Source organism: Deinococcus cellulosilyticus NBRC 106333 = KACC 11606 (assembly GCF_007990775.1).
In the GTDB taxonomy this organism is placed as follows: domain Bacteria; phylum Deinococcota; class Deinococci; order Deinococcales; family Deinococcaceae; genus Deinococcus_C; species Deinococcus_C cellulosilyticus.
This window is the reverse complement of record NZ_BJXB01000011.1, coordinates 28264-52513: the sequence shown is the minus strand read 5'-3', so window position 1 is coordinate 52513 and position 24250 is coordinate 28264. Positions and strand designations below refer to the sequence as shown.

Genomic DNA, 24250 nt, shown 5'->3' with positions numbered 1-24250 from the left:
ATGCCTGATCATTTTAGAGCATTTGACAGAGAAATAAGAGGTTTAAAGGCTGAAAGGGCGATTTTGAAACAAGAGGATTCTTTCGAATCCTCTTGTTTCACTGATAAACGCAGTAGGGTTGACAGAGCCAGAGAGCACCATCAGGGCAATTGCTGAGCTGCCATCGGTGTTGCAGCACCTGCCTCAGATTCAGAACCCTGATGGGCGGCTTATACTGCCAGTATGTCCCGCAGAATCACCCGAACCGATGTCCTGTCCCTGTTGCTGGGACTGCTGGTGTGGGCAGGTGTGGTGGTGCTCTGGGGCCAGCAGCGCCATGCAGAACTGCAGGAAGGGTTTGACACCGAGGCACGCATCCTGCATCGGGTGCTTTCCCAGCGTGCAGAGCAACACGACGCCATTCTGGACAGCCTGACCATCTCTGTGGAACTGGGCCTCAGCGAGGGGCAACTGGGCACTTTTGTGCAGGCCCTGACCGGACGCTACCCGCAGATCTCAGGGGTGCAGCTCTGCACCCTGGATTGCCAGTGGCTTTTTCAGAAGAACACCACTGAACACAGTTACCTGCTGTCTCGCACCACCAGCACGGATGGAAGGGTACAGCTGTGGATCGATCCAAACCAGTTACTCAGGCCAGGGGAAGGCATGTCCAGAGCCACTTTCACCCTGCAAACGCCAGAGCGAAAACTGCTGCTGGAGGTGCCATCAAAAGATCCAGTGTCTGATCTTACAGAATTGCAGGTGGAAAAAGTTCTGGGCTCGGCTTCCCAGCCTTTTGTGCTGACGGTGCATCAGGCGGTGCTTTTCAGGGATTTTTCTGTGGGCCAGATGGTGGGCACAGGTCTCCTGATCCTGCTGCTGGCTTATGTGGCAGGACGCGGACTGCAGACGGTCCTGACCGCCAGACGCCTGGCCTTTGAGGCAGAACAGGCCCTGCAAAGCGAAAAGGAACGGGCACAGGTGGTCCTGAGTGCTGTGGATGATGCCCTGATCACCTTTGACCGCAACCACACCATCGTGTATGCCAATCCTGCAGCCCAGACCCTCCTGAACGGTGCAGGCCCTCTCATTGGAAGTGTCCTGCTGGAGCAGATCAAATTTGAAGAGGGGCCCTCTCTGGCGACACTGCTTGAGCACTTCTGGCAGCATCCTGCTTTCATGGAACTGCCTGATGGGCTGATTCTGCAGGGCAGGCACATCGAGGGCAGCCTCTCCCCTCTGCCTGACCAGTCCGGGGCCGTGCTGGTCCTCAGGGATCTGGGGCCTTTCCGCCAGAGGATGCTGCACGCCCTTGAGGAAAGCGAACGCAAACTCAAGGAACACGAGGCCCTGCTCAGCCATGTCATGCGCATCAACACCACCGGGGAGGTTGCTTCAGGCATGGCCCATGAGTTGAATCAGCCGCTCACGGCGATCCTCAGCCACAGCCAGGGGGCCCTGAGGGTTCTGCAGGAAGGCGAAATGGATCTGGCCCGCACGGCACTGGAACGCACGGTGACGCAGGCCAAAAGGGCAGGCGAGATCATCCAGCGCCTGAGGGCACAACTCACCCGGCAACCCCTCGTGGCTGTGCGGGTCAACCTGCAGCAACTCATGGCCCGTCTGGTGCAGCTTCTGGAAGCTGATTTGCAGAGCAGGCACATTCAGCTGAACATTGATCTGTCTCAGGCTCCACCTGTGGAGGCAGACCCCATCCAGCTTGAACAGGTGCTGCACAACCTGATCCGCAACAGCATGGAGGCCCTGCAGGACACGCCTGCATCAGACAGGAAAATCACGCTTCAGGCCAGGACAGAGGGATCACAGCTGCTGCTCTCTGTCCGTGACCACGGTCCAGGACTCTCTGATTCGGCCTTAGAGCACCTGTTTCTGCCCTTCCACAGCACCAAAAAAGACGGAATGGGGATCGGGCTGTCCCTGTCCCGCACCCTGATGCAGAGCATGAATGGAGAGCTCTCGGGAGGCAACCATCCCGATGGAGGGGCCCTTTTCACCCTCACCCTGCCGGTCTTTCAGGAGGAACTGCATGTCCACTGACCCCCCCACAGACCATCCCCTTGTGCATGTGCTTGATGACGATCAGGCGGTGCGCGAAGCCCTCGAATTTCTGATCCAGACCATCGGTCTGCATGTGAAAACCTACAGCACCCCCATAGCGTTCTTTGCCGAATTCGATCCCGACCCGGTGGGCTGTCTGATTCTGGACATCCGCATGCCCATCATGAGTGGCCTGCAGGTGCAGGCAGAACTGAAACACAGGGGCATCGACCTCCCCATCATCTTCATGACCGGGCATGGTGACGTGGAGCTGTGCAGGCGGGCCTTTTTGAACGGTGCAGCAGAGTTCCTGCTGAAACCCATCGACGAGCAGCAACTGATCGATGCCTTGCAGAAAGCGGTGCGGCATCACATCCAGACCCGCGAGAAACTGGCCTCCACCCAGCAGGCCAGAGAATTGCTGGACAAGCTCTCTCCCAGAGAAAAAGAGGTGCTGGAAGGCATGCTGGAAGGGCTCTCCAGCAAACAGGTGGCAAAAGACCTGGGGCTTTCCCCACGCACCGTGGAAACCCACCGTGCCCACATCATGGAGAAGCTGGAGGTTTCCTCGCTGGCACAGCTGATCCGCCTTTACTTCAATGCCCTGCATCCGTAAAACTACGGATGCCAGACCGTAAAGGACCGAATTTCATCTCTGGAGCAAAGTTTTTAACATGTTCATCAAGGAGATTGAACATGTTGAAATACACCCTGACCCTGCTGGTTGCTGCTTCCACCATTGCCTTTGCCCAGAACACCGTCACCACCCAGAATGTTTCCCTGGCTGCTGCCAACACCATTGCCATGCAAGCTGTGGCTGAATGTCAGGCCAAAGGTTATCTGGTTTCTGCCACCGTGGTGGACCGCTCCGGTCTGGTGGTCGCCGTGGCCCGTGCAGATGGAGCTGGCCCCCACACCATCGAGGCCAGCAAGGCCAAGGCTTTCACTTCCGTCTCTGCCCGCAACCTGACCTCTGCGGTGCTGGAAAATGTGCAAAAGAACGCTGCTGCCCAGTACCTCCCGGACATCCCTGGTTTTCTGGTGCTAGCCGGAGGGGTTCCCATCCGTGCAGGCAATGAAGTGATCGGTGCCGTGGGCGTCGGTGGCGCACCCGGAGGCCATCTGGACGAGCAGTGCGCGGTGGCCGCCATTGCGAAGGTGTTCGGGCAGTAACTGCCAATCACACATGACAAATCCCCCAACACCCGGGGGATTCTGTAGGGGCGGGCCGATGGCTCGCCCCTGATGCATAAAAGAAATCCTTACTTGGGTTCGTTGGGCCAGCTTCCAACCACGTTTTTGGCTGCCCACTCCATGCTGGTGAGTTCCTTCACGCTGGGAATCTTGCCCTTGGTGACCACAGTTTTGCCTTTGCGGTCCACAATGGGGCCTTTGAAGGGGTCAAAGGTGGGCTTCTTCTTGTTCATCTGGGCCAGACGCTTCAGCACCAGGTCGTACACGCTGAGGGTCCCGAGGTCAGCAGTTTTGACCTTGACGCTCTGCAGTTTGGCCTTGTAGACGGGGTTGATGAGGGTTTTTTCGTCTGCACCCATCATCACGGCTTTGTCCCCGAGCAGTTGCCAGTAGTCGACGTTCTGCAGGTTCTTGGCAGTGTAGGTGCCGTTCTGGACTTTCTTGAGGAAGTCGGTGTAGAAGATGCTCCAGTCCACAAGCTGACCAGAGGCCATGGTCTTGGGGGCATATTTCAGCATGGGGCTGTAGTGCCCGAAGCTGGGGAGGCCCTTCTTGTCGGCCACCTGGGACACGGTGGGGGTGTCTTCAGTGAAGGCGAAGGCGTCCACGCCCTGGGCAATCAGGCTTTCGGTGGCTTCTTTGGCACCGTTGGGGTCGTAGAAGCCTTTGAGCCAGGTGACGTTCACGGTGGCTTTGGGATTCGCTGCGGCCACCCCGAGGGCGAAGGCGTTGATGTGACGTTTCACTTCAGGAATCGGCACAGCAGCAACGTATCCGACCTTGTTGCTCTTGGTGAGGGCTCCAGCAATCAGACCGTTGAGGTAGTAGATCTGGTAGAAGTCGGCCATGTAGTTGGCGATGTTGGGTCCGCGCTCCACACCGGTGGCCCAGCCGAAGATCACGTCGGGGTATTTCTTGGCGGCTTCCTTCACAGAAGGACCATACCCGAAGCTGGTGGCGAAGATGACCTTGGCCCCCTGCTTGACGAGTTGGTCGATGTAGGGCACAGCCTGGGCTTCAGGAACAGACTCGACGATCAGGTTTTCCACACCGAGGGTCTTTTCAACTTCCTTGCGGGCCTGGTCGTGGGCGTAGGTCCAGCCGTAGTCTCCGGCGGGGCCAATGTAGATCCAGCCGACTTTGAGTTTGTCTGCAGCCTGGGCAGAGCTGACCAGGGCAACGGTGAGGGCGAGTGCAGCAGCTTTCTTCATTACCTTCCTCCTTGGGAATGGGGCCTCATTGAATTGTGCGGAACAGGGGGACAGGAAAGCCTGTCGGGACCTTCCCATTCTAGCGTTCTCCCCGGCGGTAGGGGGTCCCGAGGGCTTCGGGCACACCACCAGAGCCTTTTTTGCCGATTGCGGTGAGGATCAGCACCAGAATCACGAACAGGTAGGGCATCATGTTGAGGAGGTCCGGGGACAGTTTTTCCTGCAGGCGGAAACTCAGCACGTAGAGGGCTCCGAAGAACACCGAACCAAGCATCACATACATGGGATTCCAGCGGCCAAAGATCACAATGGCGAGGGCAATCCAGCCCACGCCTCCAGTGGTGCCCTGCGTCCAGGATGGGCGGTAGGCCACCGAGAAGAATCCTCCTGCAATTCCAGCCATGAATCCTCCGAAGATCACTGCGGCGTAGCGGATCAGGGTCACGTTCAGGCCCTGGGCATCGACCGCTTTGGGGTTCTCTCCGGCAGAGCGGAGCATGATCCCCAGTCTGCTTTTATACAGCAGCAGCCATAACAGAACTCCAATCAGGACTCCGAGGTATGTTAAAACGCTTTGATCTGTGAAGAGCATCGGTCCCAGGATGGGGATGTCTTTCAGCACGGGAACGCTGATGTTCTCCAGGGTGGTCAGGAGCGGCTGACCTTCGTAGGCCTTGCCGATCAGTCCGGTGGCTCCGGTGCCCAGGATGGTGAGGGCAAGACCCGAAACGTACTGGTTCGCCCTGAGGGTGATGGTCACAAAAGCGTGCAGGGCACTGAAGACGGCCCCTGCGACTCCGGCCATCAGGATGCCCAGTGCCGGGTTGTCGGTGGCCATGGTGACCGCAAATCCGGTGAGGGCCCCGACCAGCATCATGCCTTCCATCCCGAGGTTCACCACTCCGGCCCGTTCCACGTAGGTTTCGCCCAGAGCAGCCCACAGCAGTGGGGTTCCGAAAGCAAGGGCACGGCCAATGATGCCCACCAGCCAGTTTTCAGCGTCCATCGGTGCGCTCCTTGGGAGTGTGGGGAAGTGCAGGGGGTGTGGCCCGCACGAGTTTGTATCTCAGGAGGGGTTCGGTGGCAATCAGCAGGAACAGCAGGATGCCGTTGAACACATCCACAATCTGGAAAGGCATCTGCAGGGTCACTTTCATCACGTCTCCAGCAGCGAAGATCAGGCCAAAGAAGGGGGCGGTGATCAGCACACCGAGGGGGTTTCCTCTGGCAAGCCACGCCACAATGATGGCGGTGTAGCCGTACCCGAGCGAGAGCTGCAGGGGGTCAAGGAGTTTGTGGTGAATGCCGGTCAGCTCTCCCACCCCTGCCAGACCTGCGGCCCCCCCAGAAATCAGCATCACCAGCAAGGTGGTCTTCAGGGTGTTCATTCCGAGGTATTTGGCAACAGAACTGCTCTCACCGAGGATGCGCATTCTGAACCCTTCGGTGGTGCGGCCCAGAATGAGCCAGGTGACCACCGCAAAGACCACCGCAAGGATCAGGGTGCCCCAGTGCAGGTTGGTTCCCGGCAAAGTGGGCATCCAGGCGGCATCCGGGATGGGGTCGGTGTAGGCGTAACCATAGGCGGTTTTGCCTTTCCAGGGGCCGTTGATCAGGTAGTTCACCAGGTTGATCGCCACGTAGTTGAGCATCAGGGTGGTGATGACCTCGTTGATCTGCAACCTGAGTTTCAGCAGGGCAGGCACAAAGGCCCACGCTGCTCCGGCCAGAAATCCCACCAGGATCATGGCGGGAAGGCGCAGCACATCAGGCATGGGCACAAAAAGGCCCATTCCGGCAGCAGCGGTGGCCCCGATCAGCAGTTGCCCTTCTGCCCCGATGTTGAAAAAGAGCGTCCTGAAGGCGAGCACCAGTCCAACCCCGATCAGGAGCAGGGGGATCGTTCTCTGCAGCACTGCAGAAAACCCGGTCCAGTCCGTCAGGGTTCCAGTAAAGATGCTCTGGAACGCCTTCACCGGACTGATCCCGTACATGGAGAACACCACTGCAAGCAGTCCCAGGGCCACCAGAATGCTGATCAGAGAGAGCAGCAAGGTCCAGCGGGTGCTGGGGGCTTTGCGTTCCTGCACCAGAAAACCAGCAATGGTCTTCATGCTTCACCTGCCATCATCAGGCCGAGTTTCTCACGCTGGAATTCGGCGCGTGTGAGGGTTCCAGTGAAGGTCCCGGCAAAAATCACCACAATGCGGTCCGAAAGGTTCATCAGTTCATCGAGGTCTTCACTGACCAGCACAATGCCCATGCCCTGTGCCCGTTTTTCCAGCAAAAGCTGATGCACCTGGGTGGTTGCCCCGATGTCGAGACCATAAGTGGGGTGGGCCGCCACGAGCACATCCGGGTTGCTTTCAAGTTCGCGGGCCAGAATGAGTTTCTGCACGTTCCCACCGCTGAGGAGCCTTGCACGGGTGTCTGCTGTGGGGGTGCGGATGTCGTACTTCTGGATGTTCTGCCGGGCATGCTCCCGGATGGCGGCAAAATCCATGATTCCAGCCTTCGAGTAAGGGTTCTGGTTCATGGCCCGCAAAATCAGGTTCTCCTCGACAGTCATGTTGGGCACGATGCCGTAGTGGTTGCGGTCCTCGGGCACGTGGGCAATGCCAGATTGGAAGAAGGCTTCTGCATTCTGGCCTTTCATGTCCTTGCCTTTGACAAAAATGTGCCCTCTGGTGAGGGGCCTCAGGCCCGTCAGCACCTCGATGAGTTCCAGCTGTCCGTTTCCGGCAACGCCTGCCACCCCGAGGATTTCGCCCCCCTGCACACTCAGGCTGACCCCTTTGAGGGCAGGTGTACCCCGTTCTCCCATCGCCCAGGCGTCTGACAGGTGGATCATTTCGCCTCTTAAATGGGGATGCCCGGCCACCCGGGTCTCTTTCAGCTCTTCCCCGATCATCATGCGGGCCAGGTCGGTCTTTTTGAGGTTCTCGTTTTTGGTGTTTCCGGTGACTTTGCCTTTTCTCAGCACGGTGATCTGGTCGCTGATGTCGAGCACCTCATCGAGTTTGTGGGTGATGATCACCATGCCGTGGTCCTGGCGCATGCGCCTCAAGACCGCGAACAGTTCCTGCACTTCCTGGGGCGTGAGCACACTGGTGGGCTCGTCCAGGATCAGGAAACGGGCGCCCTGCAAGAGCACTTTGAGGATCTCCACCCGTTGCTGCTCCCCGGCAGAAAGCTGCCAGACAGGGGCTTTTGGGTCCACTTTCAGGCCATAGCGCCCGGAGAGCTCCACAATCCGCCTGCGGATGTTTGAAGTGGGGTTCCAGAAGGACGCTCCACCGTGGGTGACCTGTGAAAGGGCAATGTTTTCTTCAACGGTGTGGGCACGGACCAGCATGGGGTGTTGTGGCACCAGACCCACACCCAGACGGATGGCGTCTTTCGGAGAGTCGATGCGCACAGGCTTTCCGTCGAGCAGGATCTGTCCCTGGTCCGGGTGGTAGATCCCGTACAGCACATTCATCAGGCTGGTTTTGCCTGCCCCGTTCTCACCGAGGATGGCGTGCACCTCTCCCACATTGAGGGTGAGGGTCACATCGTCGTTGGCGATCACGCCCGGAAACGTTTTGGTGATGTGACTGAGGGTGATCTGGCGTGCAGACACCCCATTTTGAGAGGCCATCAGGAAGGTCTCCTGAGGCCTGACCACAGCGCGGGGTGGTGAAACCCTTGCTTGACTTGCATGTTGTTCCTTTCAATCTGTCTCACATGACAGACTTACGCGGATACGCGTGCTCCAGCGGTGCACCTGCCTGAGGTGCGGAAAAGTCGTGCTGACTGGATACGGTCTTGACGTGAGCCCCATCTCACGCGATTGGACTCAGCGCAAGTGTATCTAGCATACAGAAGGCTTGTCAACCAAAAATCCCCGGTGCTGGATTTTCATCTCTGGGCACCGGGGTTACAGATCCATTCAGTTGTGTTTCAAACAACAGTCCTTACCGAATGGCGCAGGTCTCCACCTGTGCCTGGAGGGGGTGACCATTCAGGTCAGTCACGTCAATCTGCACAGGATTGCCAGCAGGAAGCAGTGTCGAATACCACCCTGTATTTTTGGTGTTGGTGTTGCGTGTGAATGTCAGGTTTTCAGTGTTGCCATTTGCATACTTAATTTGCAACTTCAAGTCAAAAACATTACTTTCAACAAACAGATCAATCTTCTGGCGATGGTTCAAAGCAGTCAACTGATCCAGCAATTCCTTTTTTAGAGCGGGACGCGAAGATTTACATTTACCAAGCGCAAGCGCCACCAGATTTCTAAGCAAAGATAAACTTGACTGGTTTCCAAACCCCTGATAATAAGCCTTCTCCCAGATCATCAATTTAGGCTTTTTTTCTTCAAAACTGCTGCTGACCAGGTATTGCTCAAGCCCTCCAAATGCTCCTCCACCATCCATTGAGTAATTCTCTATACTGGATTTCAGGTAATACTGCAAAAAACCAGGAAAATTGGAAGGCTTGGTGCTGTAGCTTGTTCCCACCAGCACAACATTACTCTCAAGGTCGTCAAACAGACCAATAGATTCAGGAAATTCAAATCTATATTTAACGTCGGTTTCCGGAAGATTGTTACTGTTGCATATTTTATTAACATCTTTTCCGGTCAGAAAATCGCTATTGTATTTTCCATCGGCAATCATCTTAAACTCGAGATCGCCCTCAGTCAGCAATTTAAGTCGAGCAACGCTTCTAGCAAGCATTGCCGAAGTCTCTTGGACGCCTTTTGTTTTCCAGTGATGATCATCCTTAAAAAAGAAACCTTCTCCATCAAGTAATGTCAGATCATCAGCATAGATGCCAATCTTATTTAGCTGTTTGATGGTTTCACGGTACAGCTGAAAGGTTTGATTTCTATCAAATTTGGCGGTATCAGGGTACTCATCAGGATCGATAAACATTGATCGGTTTGGTATAAGTGGCATGTAAATTTTTGAACCATAAACATCATTGAATATCCTGCTTAGTATTTCAATATAAGGCAGTGCTTCGGCAGAGATTTTTCCGTTCACTTTGAAGTCAGTATTGCGCAGAAACCAACCGTTCTTGCCTTCATGGATCATGTACGCAGGATCAGAGTAATTTTTAAGGTTTTTCAGTTCAGTGCAACCAGCAGCATGGGAAAGACCCAGACTGAAAAACATCAGACCCAAAACAACTTTTCTCTTCATCAAATCCTCCAGCAGAAAGCCTGTCCCTCCGCAGTTGCAGCCTCTGGAATGTCATTGTGCTGAAGACCTTTGGAGGGGACTTTCAAGATCATACCTTTAAAATCACCTTCAGCATCTGCAAGCGCAAGCGGAGCTGGATTTTGATGTAATAGATTAGAAAAGTAACAAGTGCTTTATGTTTTTCTCATTTTATGTTCATTTCTACAAGTTTTGAGGCCCAACATGTTTTGAAGGTTTCGCTGAGGAATCACGGCTTTGTTGGCGTCTGCAACAGTCATGAATTTCAGCAGAAAAGAGCTGATCTGTACAGGCAAGACTGGTGTTTCACCCATGCATCACCTCTAAACCTCGACGATATTGGTTATGATGAACAGCATGAAGCCAAAGGATTTGCTTGTGAGAATCATCAGTCTGGGTGTTGTGATGGGCACTGTGGCCAGTGCCCAGGAAGGCCTTTATGACCCTGCCCCTCCCGCCAACAGTGCATTTGTGCGCGTCTTCAACCCAGAAAAAACCGGTGTGGACGTTGCTGTAGACAAAAAAACCTACGGTAAGATCAATGCTTTCGCAGCCAGCAGCTATCAGGTGATTCCAGAAGGAAACCGGACGTTGACCTTCAACAAAGAAAACAGTGCCCTCAAGTTCACTGCTGGAAAGTATTACACCCTGGTCCTGCAAGCCAATCAGGTGGCAGTGCTCGAAGATGTGGCCAACACCAACCGGGCCAAAGCCCTCATCACGGTGTACAACCTCAGCGACAGCAAAAATCTCAGCCTCAAAACCGCAGATGGCAAAGTCACGGTCCTCAAAGACATCGAAGTGGGCAAAAGCAAATCCCAGGCCGTCAATGGCATCAAAGTGGCCCTGAGCGTTCTCAATGACACCAAAGCCATTGAGGCTTTCAAAGAAACCCAGCTGGAACGTGGGGCGGCTTACAGCGTGTTTGTCACAGGCAGCAAAGGCAATTACCGGGCAGTCTGGGTGCAATCCACCACCACCACCAAATAGGATCCAGGGATGATCTTCAGTTCCTACATTTTCCTCTGTCTTTTTCTTCCCCTCTTCCTGATCATTTATTACCTCACCCCCACCCGTCTGAAATCCACCCTGATCCTCCTTGCCAGTTATGCGTTTTATGGGTGGTGGCGCTGGGATTTCCTGTACTTGCTTGTCGCCATTACGGTGGTCAGTTACCTGTTTGCACTGGGCATTGAAAAGGCCAGAGACGCAAAACAGGCGAAGTTCCTCGTCAGCACAGGCATCGTTCTGAACCTGCTGGCCCTCGGGTATTTCAAGTACGCCAACTTCGGCGTCGACAGCTTCAATGCCCTTCTGCAGGCTTTCGGGACACAGCCCCTGCCCTGGACCCCGATCCTGCTTCCCATAGGGCTGAGTTTCTTCATTTTCCATGCCATCAGCTACCTGGTGGACATCTACCGCAAGGAAGCCCAGCCCACCCGCAACCTGATTGACTTTGCAGCCTTCATTGCCCTGTTCCCTCACCTGATTGCCGGACCGGTCCTCAGGTACCACCTGCTCGCCGAGCAATTCAGGAGCCGCACCCACACCTTCGAGAAATTCTCCCAGGGCTCCCTGCGCTTCATGGTGGGCTTCTGCAAGAAAGTCCTGATTGCCGACAGCATCGCCCCTCTTGCCGATGCCTCTTTCGCCCTGCAGAACCCAACCCTGCTGGATTCCTGGCTGGGGGTTCTGGCCTACACCCTGCAGATCTACTTTGATTTCAGCGGGTACAGCGACATGGCCATTGGCCTCGCCCTGATGATCGGCTTCAAATTCCCCGAGAACTTCAACCACCCGTACATCTCCAGAAGCATCACTGAATTCTGGCGCAGGTGGCACATCAGCCTGAGCTCCTGGCTGAGAGAATACCTCTACATTTCACTGGGTGGCAACCGCAAAGGGGTGGCCAGGACTTACTTCAACCTCTTTCTGACCATGGTGCTCGGTGGCTTGTGGCACGGCTCCAACTGGACCTTTGTGCTCTGGGGGGCATGGCATGGTGGCATTCTTGCTCTGGAGCGCTTTCTGGGCAGCAAAAAGCTCTGGAAACCCGTTCCGGCCTACCTCTCCATCCCTGGCACCCTGATCCTGGTGATGGTGGGGTGGGTGCTCTTCAGGGCACACAATGTCGGCAGTGCCTTTGAGATGTATGCGGGCATGGTCGGACTCAATGGCCTGTTCCTCAGTGATGCTCTGGGTTATCAGGTGACAGGACTCCAGCTCATCACCATCATGCTGGCCCTGATTCTGATTTTTGTGGGCCCCTGGTGGATGCAACGCCAGCAGTCCCGCGAGGTGGGAGAGGTCATGCGGGTGGGGTATGCCACACTGTCGATCCTGCCCCTGTTTGTGCTGGCAGCACTCCGTCTGGCCGCACAGGATTACTCGCCCTTTCTGTACTTCCAATTCTGAGGTGACAAGATGATCCAGAACATCAATGAATCCACCTCTGTGCCTGCCACCACCCAGCATGCCCACCCTCATCTGCAACTGATTCCAGGCATTTTCATGCTGGGGTTCCTCACCCTCGGGGCGGTTTTTGCCCTGATCTCTCCAGGCCTCCGTGATCTGCCCGAAGGGAAAGATGTGATCACAGGTGAGTGGGCGGTCACCTACGAAAAAACCTTCAACAAAGGCCTGCCCTGGAGAGACACAGGCATCCAGGCCTGGGGCACCCTGGAGTACTTTGCCTTCCAGAATGGCCGTCCTGGTGTGCTGGTGGGCAAGGAAGGCTGGCTTTTCACCACCGAGGAATTTCAGTTCTTCAAAAACGAGGCTCAGGAAACCCGCCAGAAGCTGGAAACCATCCAGCAGGTGCAACAACAACTGAAAGCACAGGGCACAGAACTGGTGGTGGCCCTGATTCCTGCCAAGACACGGGTCTATGCGGACAAACTGGGCAGGTACCCGATGCCCAGTTACACCCTGAAACGGTACTTCAGCTTCCGTGATGGCCTCTTGCAGGCAGGCATCCCTGCCCCGGACCTGCTCACTCCCCTGATACAGGCAAGAAACTCGGGCGAGGTGTTCCTCCACACCGACACCCACTGGACCCCCTTCGGAGCCAGTGTCGTTGCTGAATCGGTGAAAACTGCCCTGGATCAACTGCAGCTCAACCTGCCCACCACAGCCTTTGAGACCCGCGATTCAGCGGAAATCCAGCACTCTGGCGACCTCCTGAAGTACATCCCGCTGGGACCTTACCAGGACCAGGGGCCACAGCCAGACCATTTCACAGAGAAAGTCACCGAGCAGGCCAGCACAGACTCCTCTGCCCTGCTGGGAGATGCACCAGACGACGCCTCAGACCTGCTGGGAGACAGTGCAGGTGTGCCTGTTGCACTGGTGGGCACCAGTTACAGCTTCAATCCGAAATTCCACTTCGAAGGTGCCCTGAAACAGGCCCTGCAGGTGGATGTGCTGAACATGGCCCTGGAAGGCAAGGGACCGATGGTGCCCATGCAGGAGTACCTGAAATCCAGCGCCTGGAAGGACACCCCACCAAAAGTGGTGGTCTGGGAGATTCCAGAGCGGTTTCTGCCTGTGCATTATGAAGAAACGCCCTGATCGGGCGTTTCTTTTTGCGCTCTGCAACACCAGACTTACAGGTCAGTTCACAACCTTGGTCTTGTTCTTCATGAAGTCCATCAGCACGTATTGCCCGATGTTGTAAGGGGTGGTGAAGTACGCCTTGCCTTTGGTCATCTCGGTGATGCGGCGCACGAAGGAGATCAGGTCTGCGTCCTGTGCCAGCATGAAGGTGTTGATCTGGATGCCCTGCCTGCGGCAGTTCGCCACTTCCCTGAGCGTCGCTCCAAGCACGTAGGGGTCGAGCCCATAAGCATTTTTGTAAATGCGGCCATCGGGCAGGGTCAGGGCACTGGGTTTCCCGTCGGTGATCATCACGATCTGCTTCATGTCCTTGTTTTCGCGTTTCAGCAGTTGCTGGGCGAGTTTCAGGCCTTCAGCGGTGTTGGTGTGGTAGGGGCCAATCTGGGCCTGGGCCAGCTGAGAGATCGCCACCTGTTCTGCACTGTCATGGAACAGCACGAATTTCACGGTGTCCCCGGGATACTGGGTGCGAATCAGGTGGGCGAGGGCCAGAGCCACCTGCTTGGCCGGGGTGAACCGGTCCTCTCCGTACAGAATCATGCTGTGGGAGCAGTCCAGCAGCACCACGGTGGCTGCACTGGAGAAGTATTCGGACTGACGCACCACCAGATCGCTTTCCTGCATCTCACCAAAGCCCTTGTGGATCACGTTCTTGAGGGTTTCGGTGGTGTCGAGGTTGAGGGTGTCGCCGAACTCGTAGGATTTGAGTTCTCCGGTCTGCTCGACCCCGGAGGCGTAATCGTGGGTGTCGTGACTGCCGGAACTGGAATGTCCCATGCCGCCCATCAGGTCCCTGAGCGTCTTGTAGCCCAGGAAGTCGATGGCCTTGTTGGTCAGTTCGAAACGGGACTCGCCGCTGTCGCCAGCACCGCCCCCCTCCCCATCCTCGAATTCCTTGCGGATGAAGCCGTCCTGCACCAGCTGGTTCATCAGGCGCTGCACTTCCTGGCCGAGTCTGCTCTGGCGCATGTCCTCGGATTCCAGGGCTTCGCGCAGCATCTGTTCGGGCACCAGGTCCCGGTTGACCAGCGCTTCCAGGATCGCATCAAACAGGTCATCCATGCTGGGGCGGGCGTCCGGGTCCGGGTCATACCGGTCGTTCATGCCAGAGCCCAGCAGGGCTTCCTGAATCATCTGCATCAGTTCACTGGAATCGAGGGACTCCAGTTCGGACTCAAATTTGCTGTACCTGGTTTGCTTCATGGTTCCCCCGTGTTTTTCCATGGTACGCCCAAAGGGTTGGGGGAATCGTAGGAGGAATGGGATTTCAGTTTTCTGAAGTTGCCAGCTGTTCCAGACGCATCCGCTCTTCCTGGGTGTGGTAGGCGCGGGTCCAGCCCGATTCGCTTTCCACCATGCCTCCAGCTTCATCGATGGATACACTGCTGGTCTGCACATCAAACACAAAAGCACCGTACTGGGGCAGGTCTTCCAGAAGACCAGGGTCAAAGAATTCCGGGGGGTCCTGCTGGGGGTGCCCAGTGCCCTGTGCATCTTCCAGAATCAGGTAATCGCTCATGGGGTAGCCTTCCAGGGTGGAGTCCACGCCGAAGTACATTCTCACAAAACCACGGTCCCGCAAAGCTTCAGAAAGCCCCGAAAAATCTTCCCGATACTGGCTGTTGTAGAGCCACATGGCAGTTTCGCTGTCGATGCCCTCGTCAAGTTCCTCTGCAAGGTCTTCCAGCATTTCCCGTTGCTCCTGCGTGTGGTAAGCGCGGGAATCCGCTTCTCCCACATCAATCAGGCCTCCATCCGGGTCAGGCTCCACCGTGGCGGTCTGCACCTGAAACACGTAAGCGTTGCAGTAGGGCACGCTGCTGAAAAGCTGCAAATCCAGCAGGGGATGCCACTCTTCCAGGGTTTCCGTGCTGCCATCGAGCCGTTCCACCACCGAGTAATCGGCAGGGTCCCCTTCGTCATTGTAGAAATTCAGTCCAAAATAAACCCGTTTGATCCCTGCATTCAACAGGTCTCGGGCGGTCTGCTCCAGGGCTTTGCGGTTGCGGGTGTGGAAGTGCTGGAGGGCATGGTCGAGGGGAGACATGCTTCAGATTTTACAATTTGATTGCAATTCAAATGCAAAAACAGGAGGTGGGTCCACCTCCTGCTCGGGTTCTGCTGGGCTTCAGTTCCAGCGGCCCCCGCCTTTGAAGCGGGTTTGCTGCTCGGGTTCTGGAGCGGTGTAAGACTCTTCCGCACGGGCCAGTTTTTTGCGACCATACAGGCCCTCAAGCACAAATTCTGCTGCGCTCAGGCGGTGGGCATCGGTGCTGCCCTCGGCAAGCTGGTTGGCCAGAGGAATCAGGCCGGGCAGGTTGCGCATGCTCCGCAGGGCACCCATTTCATCTCCGGCCTGCGGGACCTTGAAGACACCACCTTTCTCGAACCAGTGCTCCAGATCGGTGGTGTCGGCACGCACGCGTCTGGCGAAGACCTGCCCCGCAGCCTTGCGGATGATCTCTTTGGCAACAGTGTCTGCGCCTTTCAGTTCACCTTCATATTCCAGTTCCAGTTTGCCGGTGATGGCTGGAAGGGCCTGATAAACATCCACCACCCGGGCCACAGGTGCATCTCCATGCATCAGGGAGCGGCGTTCGGTGCTTGCAGCCACCAGTTCGGTCAGGCTGATGGGCAGACGCTGGGACACCCCGGAGAGTTTGTCCACCCGATTGTCCTCACGGGCCTGGAAGGCAATTTCCTCAATGAGTTCCTGAATGAAGCCAGGCAGGGTCACTCCAGTGGGCGTGTAGGCCTCATTCCGGGTGATGGTCATGCCCTCTTCCACCGTCTTCGGATAGTGGGTGCGGATTTCCGAGCCAATGCGGTCTTTCAGGGGCGTCACGATCTTGCCGCGTGCCGTGTAATCCTCCGGGTTGGCCGAGAACACCAGCATCACGTCCAGCAGGAGGCGGATCGGGTAGCCTTTGATCTGCACGTCCCCTTCTTGCAGGATGTTGAAAAGGGCCACCTGCACCTTGGGGGACAGATCGGCCAGTTCGTTCACGGCGAAAATGGCCCGGTTGGCCCGGGGCAGCAGCCCGAAGTGCATGCTGCGGGTGTCGCCCAGCGAGGTGCCCAGTCGGGCCGCCTTGATGGGGTCCACATCCCCGATCAGGTCGGCCACTGTCACGTCTGGAGTGGCAAGTTTTTCCACGTAACGGTCACTGCGGTGCCACCAGCGAATCGGCAGTTGCAAACCATGCGATTCCAGCAGAGCCTTGCCTTCTGCACCAATGGGATTGATGGGGTCATCGGGCATGTCGATGCCGTCAATCACCGGGATGTACTCATCAAGCAAGGTGGTGATCTGCCTCAGAATGCGGCTCTTGGCCTGACCACGCAGTCCCAGCAGAATAAAATTCTGCTTGCTCAGGAGGGCTCCCACCACCTGGGGAACCACAGTGTCTTCAAACCCTTCAATGCCAGGGAAGAGTCTTTCACGGTTACGGAGTTTCTGAATCAGGTTCCTGCGAACCTCGTCTTTGATGCTTTCGGTTTTGTGGTCAAAAGGCTTGCGCCCCTGGTACTGCGGAAGTTCAAGAAGTTCCCCTAAAGTGTGAGGTTGCAGCATATCTCACCCTAGCATCTGGGCTTGAAATCAACTGTGAAATAAAACAGCCACACTGTGCAGGAAAACACAGGGCCAGAAGTTGTGCGCAGCAAAAGAAGAACACCCCCTTAAGGGGTGTTCCAGGGTCCCAGGAAACTCAATCCTCACGCCAGGATTGCTGCTCCGGCCAGTTGGCCCGGGCCGCGAAAGCCGTGGTGGCCGGGTAGAAGGGAGGCACTGTCCCACCGTTCATGAAACGCATGTCAAATTTGAAGCCGTCTCCGTAGCCATTCACAATGTTGACCACGCCATCGCTGCCAATGCTGCCCACCCCGCGTGGAGGATCAGATTGTTCTGCAATGCTGCCCAGCAGGTGAATGCTGCCTCTGGGAGCATTTTTGTTGTAGTCGTCTACTGCAAAGCCCTTGCCCGTGTTGCCAGCGAGAATGGCAGCATGGATGTAGATGTCATTGGGAGCACTGGTTCCAATGCGCACACTGCCTGTACCCGAAATGATGCCCATCACGTTCTTGGCACTGGAATCTGTGCGGGGATCGGTTTCATACACCAGATCGCCCTGGATGATCACATCGTTGGCAGCAGCAATGTTGAGCTGGGATTTGCTGGCCACTGCAGGTGGAATCACGCTGGGTGTGCTGTTTTCTGGTGCAGGGGAAGGCAGAGCACCTGTGCGGGCAGGCCCACGCAAGTCCACGATCTGGCCATTGGCGTACAGCTGTCCATTGGGAATTCCGGTCAGGGTCTGGGCAGATCCTGTCGGAGGCTGAATGGTGGTGGTGTTGGCGGTGTAATCCACGGTGATGGTGGTGATTTTGTCGTTGGCATCCTTGATGGTGTAAACCTGTTTGCCTGCGTTCACCGACATTTGCACCTGTTTGGCATTGCCCTGAATGTAAATTCCTCCGGTCAATGCTGAGCCGTTGTTCGGGACATAAACTCCGTTGCCCAGTGAAGAGTTGCATCCCGTGGGTGCTGCACTTCCCAGTGCAGTGCAAATTTGAGATTGAGTCGGCACCGTGCTGGTGTTCGGATCAAGCCCCAGGGCAGCCCGCTGCTGAGAGAAGCTGTTCTTGGGCAGGTCCACCTTGGGCTCCTGGTACTTCATGCCCCGCCCCCCCCAATCTGGTGAGGTGCAACTGTGGGACTGGGTGGACACAGCGGTCCACTTCTTGGTGGTGCAGTTCCACATCTCAACTGTGGCAGCGTTGGTGGTGGCCCCATATTTGAACTGAGGAGAGCCTGCAAAGCGCCAATTCTTGTTGACGTGCACAGGGCCGTCATAGTTCATGCCTGTGGCGTAATAGTTCCCTCCAGTGGAACCACCATCATCGGCAAGCAGCACGAATTGGTTCAGGTAGGTGCGTCCCAGTCGAACCAGCATGTTTCCGGAGGTGATGACATTGCGCTTGAATTGCTTGTCGTTCCCGGTGGTTTCAATGACGTACTCCATCCAGTAGTCCTGTCCAGCACTGCTGAAGCTTCCGCTGTCTGCTCGCATGTTGCTGAACTTGATTTTGGTGGCGTAGCTGTTGCCATTGATGGTTCCACTTCTGGTGAAAGCAGAATTGCCATTGAGGGAGGTGATGATTGCATTGTAATTGCTGCTGTCGATGATGGGATCGGTTGCGGCGTTCTTGGAGGAGGCTGCGAATGCCGTGAGGTAGGTCTTCATTGCATCGTTGACCTTGGTGAGGCCATCATTGACCATGAAGAACTGCGCCTCAGCCTGTCCTGCCTCGGAAACTGCACGGGCATTGGCCATGCGGGTCTGGCTGGCGCTCTGCTGGTACTCCGAGGTGGTGTTGGCCACCGACAGCATTCCCAGCAGCACAATCACCGTCAGAATGGCAAGGGTACTGACCAGAACAAAGCCTTGTTTGTTGTTGTTCATGATGACCTCATGGATTGGTGGGTTCTGCCAGTGTGGTTCTGCGCATGAACACATTCTGGCTCAGGGAATAGGTGCGGTAGGCGCTTTCACCGGGCAGTTTTTTCTGGGCCCGGCCGGTGATGGTGAGCCGGATCGATGCAGGTGTGCTGGCTGGCGTGTTGGTGTAGGTGAGTCCATCGGTGGAATACTGAAATTTCAGGTCAGTGATGTCAAAAGCCACAATCTGGGGATCTGCACTTCCCAGCTTGCGGTACAGCACGGTGCTTCCGGTGCTGGCATCTGTACCCAGGTAGTACTGCACAATGTTCATCTTCATGAAGCTGGCGGCAGGGGTCCAGACAATGCCCGTCAGTTTTTGCTGAACGTGCAGGACCTTTTTCTGGCCCGAATTGGCAAGACAGACGTTGCCCCCATTGTTGCCCACCTGCACCCACTGGGACCAGTTGCCTGATGTCACCAGGGCCCAGTCTCCTGCCACAAAGACATCCTCACAGGTCTTGTTGGCATAGTTGGGTTCAATGATGGGGGTGTTGGCACTGTTCTGCAGGCTGTTGCCATTGGGCTCTGGGATGGAGAACTTGCCGTTGTGGTCCATGTCGGTGATGGTGATGCTGGTGTTGGTGCTGGCCGGAAGGGCAGGGATGTTGTTGTTCAGAATCACCCGCGTCCCGGTGGCTTCCCTCAGGTCCTGGGACATGATTTCTGCAGCGCCCCGGAGGGTCTCCTGCAAAGGAATCAGCTGGTCCTCGCGCCCTTTGAGGCGGTATGTGGAGCTGAAAAGGGAAGCACTTGCACCCAGGATCACCAGGCCAGCGGCAGACGCGATCAGCATCTCAACCAGCGTGATGCCCAGAATCTTTTTATTTCGCGAATTGTGAGGTGAGGGCAACATTGTATTCCTTTCCTGCCTGTTTCCAGTACACAGTGGTTTCGATCTGCCAGAGCTCAGAACTGGTTCCGGTTTGCAGCTGGGTGAGCTTGATCATGTGCCGGTAAGGCCCCAGCTGGGTGCTCAGGGTGCTGGCATCGGTGGCATGACTGGCAACCCCATCTGAAGCAAAATTGTTGTTGTAGGGGTAATTGCAGGTGACTGTGGTTCCACTCTCTGTGCAAACACTGCCAGTGGCGTCCAGAGGCTCAAGTTGCTGGCGGTAGCGGTCCATCCAGATTTCTGCTGCAGCCAGGGCCTGGGTGCGCACCCTGGATTGTTTGTTGGTTCCGGTTGAACCCAGGAAGAGCGGGGCAAAAATGGCCACAATGATTCCGAAAATCACAATGGACAGCAAAACCTCAACAATCGTCAAACCCATCTGACTTTTTCGCATCAATACTCCCTTGCAACCCCTAGCGCAGTGACCAGGATCGTCTTGCTGTATTTGGGGGCCGTCGCCGTGATTTTGGGGATGCTCACTGCAGAGCCAGAACTGTTGGTGCTGGTCATGAAGCCCCGGGTGCTGAAATCCAGCTTTGAACCCGCTGTGAAACCACCGAGCGTCACTGTGGTGTTTGAGCGTTGTTTTTGAAGCTGCCAGGTGTTGCTGACATTCTTGTAGACCTTGTAGGTGTTGCTGCTGGTGAGCTCAATGCGGTACGGTACGCCAGTGGTGACCGTTCTGCTGCGTGCAACATTGATGTCCTGGACCAGTCCCTGCACAAAATTGGAAGCCCTGCTGTTTTGCAGCGTGCCCATCATCATATAGCCAGCGATTCCCAGCAGAATCCCCACCACCACAAGGACAACCAGCAGTTCGATCAACGTGAAACCTTTATGACGGTGATACATTGCCTGCCTCTCCTCAACCCATGTTTTCTGGATGAAAGGGAAAAGCAACAGGAAAACACGCCCACCCGGGCTGCTTCTGCCACAGTTCCTCACAATCATCATTGTAACGAAATGTTTATGGAATGCAATAGAGGGTTTTACAGTTTAATTTCGTTTGGCAAATAGAAAAGTAACATTTGGGTTTCTCATTTTTCGTTTTATGATGTGACATCGCTGGGATTGGTCTGCTGGGCTGCTTTGATCGCTTTGTTCAGAGCGTTGAGCGATTTCAGGGGAATTGACACAACCTGCAAGGCTTCCAGATAATTCACCAGCAATTCTGGGTTGGCAATCTTGACCCCACCCAGGTCAAACCCCCGAATGTCACTGTTGTCAAACATGGCCACTGGTGTCACCCTGACCTTGAGGGTGCGCTCAAGAAACACATTGCGGCTGCGAATCAAACGGATCAGGTGGTCCTGGGGTTCCCCATTGACTTTGAGACCCATGCCCTGGGCCACCACATACCCCATCAGGGGTTGCATGTAGACGGCATAGATGCCATACCGAGACAGCAGCACATAATCAAAATTGGTGTTTTCCACATACACATCTTCTCGGATGTACCAGTCATCGCTCAGTGTATAGACCCAGTGCGCCATACGCATGGACAGTGGCACTGGCGGAGGGGTTTCAGGGGTGTCGGGCACATGCACATCGTTTTTGCGGAAGAACATCACTCCACCAGACCTCCGCCCCACCCTGCAGACCACGGTGGGGAATCTCCTTGTTTCAAATATTAAAACATGCTTACAAAAGAGTATATCTTTCTTCAGCACAGCTTCAGCCCACCTGGGTCAGATGGGCTGGGTACAGGATCAAAGTTGTCCAGACAGGTGTTTTAAGTGTAATAAATCTGTTACTTTCCTCTGAAGCCTCCGTACTGCCCACGGAAATACAGCAGGGCCTCCTGATCGCTGTAACGGGTGTGGGTGATTTCACCCAGAAACAGGGTGTGGTCACCAGCTTCGATGGCCCGGTCTTTTTTCAGCACCAGATTCACCAGTGCGCCTTCAAGCACCGGAACACCATCCCACTCCACAAATTCGGGCTCGCTGTCATGAAGTTTCCCGGCAAAGTGGTTGCTCCAGTGGGCCTGGTCTTCAGACAGAATGCTGATGCCAAATTGATCTGCAGCAATGAGTTTGTCGTGCATGCGGGCCTTGCGGGCCACAGAGACCAGCACCAGAGGGGGGTCCATGGAAACGCTGACAAAAGCACTTGCGGTCATGCCATGCACCTGACCTTCAAATTTGCATGAGACCACGGTCACACCACTGGGAAAACGTCCAAGACTGGCACGGAAATGGTTGGGGTCAATCGGATGAAACATGCCTCTCAGGATAAACGCAAACAGCACAGGTCAAAGGGAGGCGGGTTACACCAGAGCCAGCATCATCTTGCTGATTGAGCAGGGGTTTCCTTCTGCTGTGCAAGCTCCTTGCGCACCACATGCTCACGCACCTCGGAGATCACATAAGTGCAGGCCTCCACACAGGGAATCGCACCTGGAACCCCATCCAGAAAAGTCTGGTAAAGGGTATCGCCGTACCACAGGCGGGATTTCAGGCAGAAGCCACAGATTTTCTTGCTGACCTGATCCACGTCCTTGAGGGTTGCCTGCTGCACACGGGTGTAAATCCCGGTCTGCCTGCGTGCCGTGCTGATCCATGGGGTGACCCTGAGGGCACCTTTCTGGTACAGGCAGGTGTCCTCAATGACACTGGGGTAAACATAAGAGATGGCTCTTCTGAAATCCTGCTCGTTGAAAACCGCTTTCCAGCCTCTGGGAAGGTTGCGGAACGTGTGCACAGGCCGGTATTCTCCAGAGTCCGAAATGCGCACGAGATCCCGCAGAGACTCTGGGCTGACGAACACCTGCAGCTGGTCTTTGCCTTCATCCAGCATGTGCTGCAAGGTGTACAGGCCAACATCCTGGCGGATCAGAACCTCCCCCAGACGCATGCCTTCACGGGCCAGTCCCAGAAAAGTGTCCCATGCCGCCTGCTGCTCAGGACTGGGTTCACCAGATGCAGAGCTGGTTCTCCAGGCATCCTGCGCAACCTCCAGAATCACCTCGGTGATCATGGGATGGGTGCCCACAGGCAGGGCGTAATGGACGGTGTGGTCTGTAAAAGTGGTCCTGGAACCATTCAGTCCCAGCTCTTCTGGGATGGTTTCCTGGGTGTGCCACCCCTCGGCGGTGAAGAAAGGCACCATGATCACGTGCTTTGAGGTGAAAAGGGTGTCCCAGGTGTCCACTCTGGGATCTTCATCCAGAAACAGGGCATGAACCTCTTTGAAAAGGCCCTTTTCACGGATGCGGTCCCGGTTCTGGTAAATCACCCGGTTGCTGTTCTGGTTGCGGGTGGTCCCGTGTCCAATGATGAGGAGCCCGGTGTCCTCTGGTGAAAAGTCAGGGCAGGCTTCCCTGGCCCGTTCCAGAATCACATCGGTCATGCGAGGATGCACCCCATAAGGCTGGGTGTACCGCACGGTCTTGCCCCCAAGCTGACGGGTGATCCCATGCGGTGGGACGGGACCCGAATGTCCCAGGTTCAGCTCTCTGGGGATCACGGTTTCCGTGAAATACCCCTCACTGATGAACATGGGGATCACGGTGACATCGGAATACCGGGTGGTTCTCAGGACCTGCCTGAGGGAAGGCTCTTCTTTCCAGTACCCCTCGATGACCTCGCTGAAGGAACCTGCCTTGCGCAGCAGTTCGGCGTAATGGTAGACCGCCCGTGCGGAATCAGGATTGAGATGGGAGCCGTGTCCGATCAGCACCAGTGAACGCATACCGCCCATTCTACCCAATAACCTGACGCACTTCCTGAAGGGTTCTATGCGTTTTGGCAGATGCTGAAAAGGTGAAAATGAGGTGAACTGACCCATGGACACTTCCACGAACACTTCATTTCGAAATCTCCCACAGGGCACAGGTCTTTATCTCTCAGAGCGCAATTTGCAATCCGATTTTCCGGTGCTGGCCCATCTCTTCAGGCCCGGTCAGCGGGTGATGGATGTGGGTTGTGGTCCGGGCAGCATCACCCGGGGCATTGCAGCTTGCGTGGGACCAGAGGGTTATGTGCTGGGTGTGGATCAGGATGCCAGATTGATCGAGCAGGCCAGAGAGCACCCCCACAACCCTCCACAGCTCTGTTTTGAGGTTCAGGAAGCCACAAACCTGATGGGGCAGGATTTTGATGTGGTCACTGCATCAAGACTGCTCCTGTGGGTCCCAGACCTGAACGCTGTGCTGGAGTCCATGCTGCGGGTCCTGAAACCAGGTGGACTGCTGGTGGTGCTGGACAACACCGCCAGACGCATCACCTGGACCCCTGAACTTCCCGAAAGCATGCAGGCTTACTTTTCTGCATATCAGGCCTGGAGAACAGCCCAGGGACTGAACAATCAGGTGGCTGATGATCTGCCTGACCTGCTTCAGGAACTGGGCTGTCAGGACATCCAGACCCTTCCCAGTCCTGAGCACACCACCCGCGATCATCCCCTGTTTGAAAAACGGTCTGGACTCTGGTCACCTGCAACCTCAGGCCGGGCAATGCAGGTGGTTCAGGCTGGGTTTTTCTCTGAAGAAAACAGACAGCAGGCCGAAAAAGACTACAGGCTCTGGATGCAGAAAGCAGGCCAGTCGATCACCACCCATCTGGCAACGGTGGTGGCCCGAAAGGCCTAGCA

The 24250-nt window shown here is 55.8% G+C and carries 22 protein-coding genes; 7 read left to right on the top strand and 15 right to left on the bottom strand.

The window, feature by feature from the left end; translation table 11 throughout:
• Positions 1 to 222: 222 nt before the first annotated feature.
• The 3 genes from DC3_RS12965 to DC3_RS12955 all read left to right on the top strand — a co-directional run bounded on the left by DC3_RS12965 (position 223) and on the right by DC3_RS12955 (position 3210).
• Positions 223 to 2037 carry a sensor histidine kinase gene (locus tag DC3_RS12965; RefSeq protein WP_146884937.1) on the top strand — a complete coding sequence of 605 codons (1815 nt, stop codon included), beginning with the start codon at positions 223 to 225 and terminating at the stop codon, positions 2035 to 2037.
• A complete protein-coding gene (locus DC3_RS12960; RefSeq protein ID WP_146884936.1) occupies positions 2027 to 2653 on the top strand; it encodes a response regulator transcription factor in 627 nt (208 codons plus the stop codon). Before DC3_RS12965 ends, DC3_RS12960 begins: the two co-directional genes overlap by 11 nt.
• 80 nt (positions 2654 to 2733) lie before the next feature.
• Positions 2734 to 3210, top strand: a complete 477-nt coding sequence (locus DC3_RS12955) for a GlcG/HbpS family heme-binding protein (RefSeq protein ID WP_146884934.1) — start codon at positions 2734 to 2736, stop codon at positions 3208 to 3210.
• An 89-nt stretch (positions 3211 to 3299) separates the two neighbouring features.
• On the opposite strand, the gene DC3_RS12950 is transcribed toward DC3_RS12955, so the two are convergent.
• From DC3_RS12950 to DC3_RS12930, 5 genes are all read right to left on the bottom strand, one after another.
• Complete coding sequence (locus DC3_RS12950; protein WP_146884932.1) at positions 3300 to 4442, bottom strand: BMP family ABC transporter substrate-binding protein; 1143 nt, start codon at positions 4440 to 4442, stop codon at positions 3300 to 3302.
• 79 nt (positions 4443 to 4521) lie between these two features.
• On the bottom strand, positions 4522 to 5448 hold the full coding sequence (locus tag DC3_RS12945; RefSeq protein ID WP_146884931.1) for an ABC transporter permease: 927 nt from the start codon (positions 5446 to 5448) through the stop codon (positions 4522 to 4524).
• Complete coding sequence (locus tag DC3_RS12940) at positions 5438 to 6556, bottom strand: ABC transporter permease (RefSeq protein WP_146884929.1); 1119 nt, start codon at positions 6554 to 6556, stop codon at positions 5438 to 5440. Before DC3_RS12940 ends, DC3_RS12945 begins: the two co-directional genes overlap by 11 nt.
• Positions 6553 to 8082 (bottom strand): ABC transporter ATP-binding protein, encoded by a 1530-nt coding sequence (locus DC3_RS12935; RefSeq protein ID WP_146884927.1) that lies wholly within the window; start codon positions 8080 to 8082, stop codon positions 6553 to 6555. Before DC3_RS12935 ends, DC3_RS12940 begins: the two co-directional genes overlap by 4 nt.
• 316 nt (positions 8083 to 8398) lie before the next feature.
• Entirely contained in the window at positions 8399 to 9628 is a 1230-nt protein-coding gene (locus DC3_RS12930; protein ID WP_146884925.1) for an alginate O-acetyltransferase AlgX-related protein, read from the bottom strand.
• 375 nt (positions 9629 to 10003) lie between these two features.
• On the opposite strand from DC3_RS12930, the gene DC3_RS12925 reads away from it, so the two are divergent.
• From DC3_RS12925 to DC3_RS12915, 3 genes are read left to right on the top strand one after another with little or no spacing between them, the layout of a single operon-like run.
• On the top strand, positions 10004 to 10636 hold the full coding sequence (locus tag DC3_RS12925; protein WP_186816014.1) for an alginate O-acetyltransferase AlgF: 633 nt from the start codon (positions 10004 to 10006) through the stop codon (positions 10634 to 10636).
• Between the two features lie 9 nt (positions 10637 to 10645).
• A complete protein-coding gene (locus DC3_RS12920) occupies positions 10646 to 12061 on the top strand; it encodes an MBOAT family O-acyltransferase (protein WP_146884922.1) in 1416 nt (471 codons plus the stop codon).
• A 9-nt stretch (positions 12062 to 12070) separates the two neighbouring features.
• Positions 12071 to 13216, top strand: coding sequence for an alginate O-acetyltransferase AlgX-related protein (locus DC3_RS12915; RefSeq protein ID WP_146884920.1), 1146 nt, complete (start codon positions 12071 to 12073; stop codon positions 13214 to 13216).
• A 42-nt stretch (positions 13217 to 13258) separates the two neighbouring features.
• Here the strand turns inward: DC3_RS12915 and DC3_RS12910 are convergent, their stop codons facing one another.
• The 10 genes from DC3_RS12910 to DC3_RS12865 all read right to left on the bottom strand — a co-directional run bounded on the left by DC3_RS12910 (position 13259) and on the right by DC3_RS12865 (position 23350).
• On the bottom strand, positions 13259 to 14464 hold the full coding sequence (locus DC3_RS12910; RefSeq protein ID WP_146884918.1) for a vWA domain-containing protein: 1206 nt from the start codon (positions 14462 to 14464) through the stop codon (positions 13259 to 13261).
• 64 nt (positions 14465 to 14528) lie between these two features.
• On the bottom strand, positions 14529 to 15308 hold the full coding sequence (locus DC3_RS12905) for a hypothetical protein (protein ID WP_146884916.1): 780 nt from the start codon (positions 15306 to 15308) through the stop codon (positions 14529 to 14531).
• An 81-nt stretch (positions 15309 to 15389) separates the two neighbouring features.
• Positions 15390 to 16835, bottom strand: coding sequence for a sigma 54-interacting transcriptional regulator (locus DC3_RS12900; protein WP_146884914.1), 1446 nt, complete (start codon positions 16833 to 16835; stop codon positions 15390 to 15392).
• A 136-nt stretch (positions 16836 to 16971) separates the two neighbouring features.
• Positions 16972 to 18726 (bottom strand): DUF4900 domain-containing protein, encoded by a 1755-nt coding sequence (locus DC3_RS12895; protein WP_186816013.1) that lies wholly within the window; start codon positions 18724 to 18726, stop codon positions 16972 to 16974.
• 7 nt (positions 18727 to 18733) lie between these two features.
• Entirely contained in the window at positions 18734 to 19558 is an 825-nt protein-coding gene (locus DC3_RS12890) for a PilW family protein (RefSeq protein ID WP_146884910.1), read from the bottom strand.
• 28 nt (positions 19559 to 19586) lie between these two features.
• Complete coding sequence (locus tag DC3_RS12885; RefSeq protein WP_146884907.1) at positions 19587 to 20051, bottom strand: type IV pilus modification PilV family protein; 465 nt, start codon at positions 20049 to 20051, stop codon at positions 19587 to 19589.
• Complete coding sequence (locus tag DC3_RS12880) at positions 20051 to 20509, bottom strand: pilus assembly FimT family protein (RefSeq protein ID WP_186816012.1); 459 nt, start codon at positions 20507 to 20509, stop codon at positions 20051 to 20053. The genes DC3_RS12885 and DC3_RS12880 overlap by 1 nt, the downstream gene beginning before the upstream one ends.
• A gap of 197 nt (positions 20510 to 20706) precedes the next feature.
• Positions 20707 to 21225 (bottom strand): hypothetical protein, encoded by a 519-nt coding sequence (locus DC3_RS12875; protein WP_146884904.1) that lies wholly within the window; start codon positions 21223 to 21225, stop codon positions 20707 to 20709.
• 182 nt (positions 21226 to 21407) lie between these two features.
• Positions 21408 to 21881, bottom strand: coding sequence for a flavin reductase family protein (locus tag DC3_RS12870; protein WP_146884902.1), 474 nt, complete (start codon positions 21879 to 21881; stop codon positions 21408 to 21410).
• A 62-nt stretch (positions 21882 to 21943) separates the two neighbouring features.
• The gene (locus DC3_RS12865) at positions 21944 to 23350 is read right to left on the bottom strand and encodes a CbiX/SirB N-terminal domain-containing protein (RefSeq protein ID WP_146884900.1); all 1407 of its coding nucleotides are present in this window, start codon (positions 23348 to 23350) and stop codon (positions 21944 to 21946) included.
• Positions 23351 to 23444: 94 nt separating this feature from the next.
• On the opposite strand from DC3_RS12865, the gene DC3_RS12860 reads away from it, so the two are divergent.
• Complete coding sequence (locus tag DC3_RS12860; RefSeq protein ID WP_146884899.1) at positions 23445 to 24248, top strand: methyltransferase domain-containing protein; 804 nt, start codon at positions 23445 to 23447, stop codon at positions 24246 to 24248.
• Positions 24249 to 24250 lie beyond the last annotated feature (2 nt).

What these genes read in the sequence shown, in the direction of transcription:
- DC3_RS12965 (WP_146884937.1), top strand. Translation starts at nt 223, where the DNA reads ATGTCCCGCAGAATCACCCGAACCGATGTCCTGTCCCTGTTGCTGGGA.
- DC3_RS12960 (WP_146884936.1), top strand. Translation starts at nt 2,027, where the DNA reads ATGTCCACTGACCCCCCCACAGACCATCCCCTTGTGCATGTGCTTGAT.
- DC3_RS12955 (WP_146884934.1), top strand. Translation starts at nt 2,734, where the DNA reads ATGTTGAAATACACCCTGACCCTGCTGGTTGCTGCTTCCACCATTGCC.
- DC3_RS12950 (WP_146884932.1), bottom strand. Translation starts at nt 4,442, where the DNA reads ATGAAGAAAGCTGCTGCACTCGCCCTCACCGTTGCCCTGGTCAGCTCT.
- DC3_RS12945 (WP_146884931.1), bottom strand. Translation starts at nt 5,448, where the DNA reads ATGGACGCTGAAAACTGGCTGGTGGGCATCATTGGCCGTGCCCTTGCT.
- DC3_RS12940 (WP_146884929.1), bottom strand. Translation starts at nt 6,556, where the DNA reads ATGAAGACCATTGCTGGTTTTCTGGTGCAGGAACGCAAAGCCCCCAGC.
- DC3_RS12935 (WP_146884927.1), bottom strand. Translation starts at nt 8,082, where the DNA reads ATGGCCTCTCAAAATGGGGTGTCTGCACGCCAGATCACCCTCAGTCAC.
- DC3_RS12930 (WP_146884925.1), bottom strand. Translation starts at nt 9,628, where the DNA reads ATGAAGAGAAAAGTTGTTTTGGGTCTGATGTTTTTCAGTCTGGGTCTT.
- DC3_RS12925 (WP_186816014.1), top strand. Translation starts at nt 10,004, where the DNA reads ATGAAGCCAAAGGATTTGCTTGTGAGAATCATCAGTCTGGGTGTTGTG.
- DC3_RS12920 (WP_146884922.1), top strand. Translation starts at nt 10,646, where the DNA reads ATGATCTTCAGTTCCTACATTTTCCTCTGTCTTTTTCTTCCCCTCTTC.
- DC3_RS12915 (WP_146884920.1), top strand. Translation starts at nt 12,071, where the DNA reads ATGATCCAGAACATCAATGAATCCACCTCTGTGCCTGCCACCACCCAG.
- DC3_RS12910 (WP_146884918.1), bottom strand. Translation starts at nt 14,464, where the DNA reads ATGAAGCAAACCAGGTACAGCAAATTTGAGTCCGAACTGGAGTCCCTC.
- DC3_RS12905 (WP_146884916.1), bottom strand. Translation starts at nt 15,308, where the DNA reads ATGTCTCCCCTCGACCATGCCCTCCAGCACTTCCACACCCGCAACCGC.
- DC3_RS12900 (WP_146884914.1), bottom strand. Translation starts at nt 16,835, where the DNA reads ATGCTGCAACCTCACACTTTAGGGGAACTTCTTGAACTTCCGCAGTAC.
- DC3_RS12895 (WP_186816013.1), bottom strand. Translation starts at nt 18,726, where the DNA reads ATGAACAACAACAAACAAGGCTTTGTTCTGGTCAGTACCCTTGCCATT.
- DC3_RS12890 (WP_146884910.1), bottom strand. Translation starts at nt 19,558, where the DNA reads ATGCTGATCGCGTCTGCCGCTGGCCTGGTGATCCTGGGTGCAAGTGCT.
- DC3_RS12885 (WP_146884907.1), bottom strand. Translation starts at nt 20,051, where the DNA reads ATGCGAAAAAGTCAGATGGGTTTGACGATTGTTGAGGTTTTGCTGTCC.
- DC3_RS12880 (WP_186816012.1), bottom strand. Translation starts at nt 20,509, where the DNA reads ATGTATCACCGTCATAAAGGTTTCACGTTGATCGAACTGCTGGTTGTC.
- DC3_RS12875 (WP_146884904.1), bottom strand. Translation starts at nt 21,225, where the DNA reads ATGTTCTTCCGCAAAAACGATGTGCATGTGCCCGACACCCCTGAAACC.
- DC3_RS12870 (WP_146884902.1), bottom strand. Translation starts at nt 21,881, where the DNA reads ATGTTTCATCCGATTGACCCCAACCATTTCCGTGCCAGTCTTGGACGT.
- DC3_RS12865 (WP_146884900.1), bottom strand. Translation starts at nt 23,350, where the DNA reads ATGCGTTCACTGGTGCTGATCGGACACGGCTCCCATCTCAATCCTGAT.
- DC3_RS12860 (WP_146884899.1), top strand. Translation starts at nt 23,445, where the DNA reads ATGGACACTTCCACGAACACTTCATTTCGAAATCTCCCACAGGGCACA.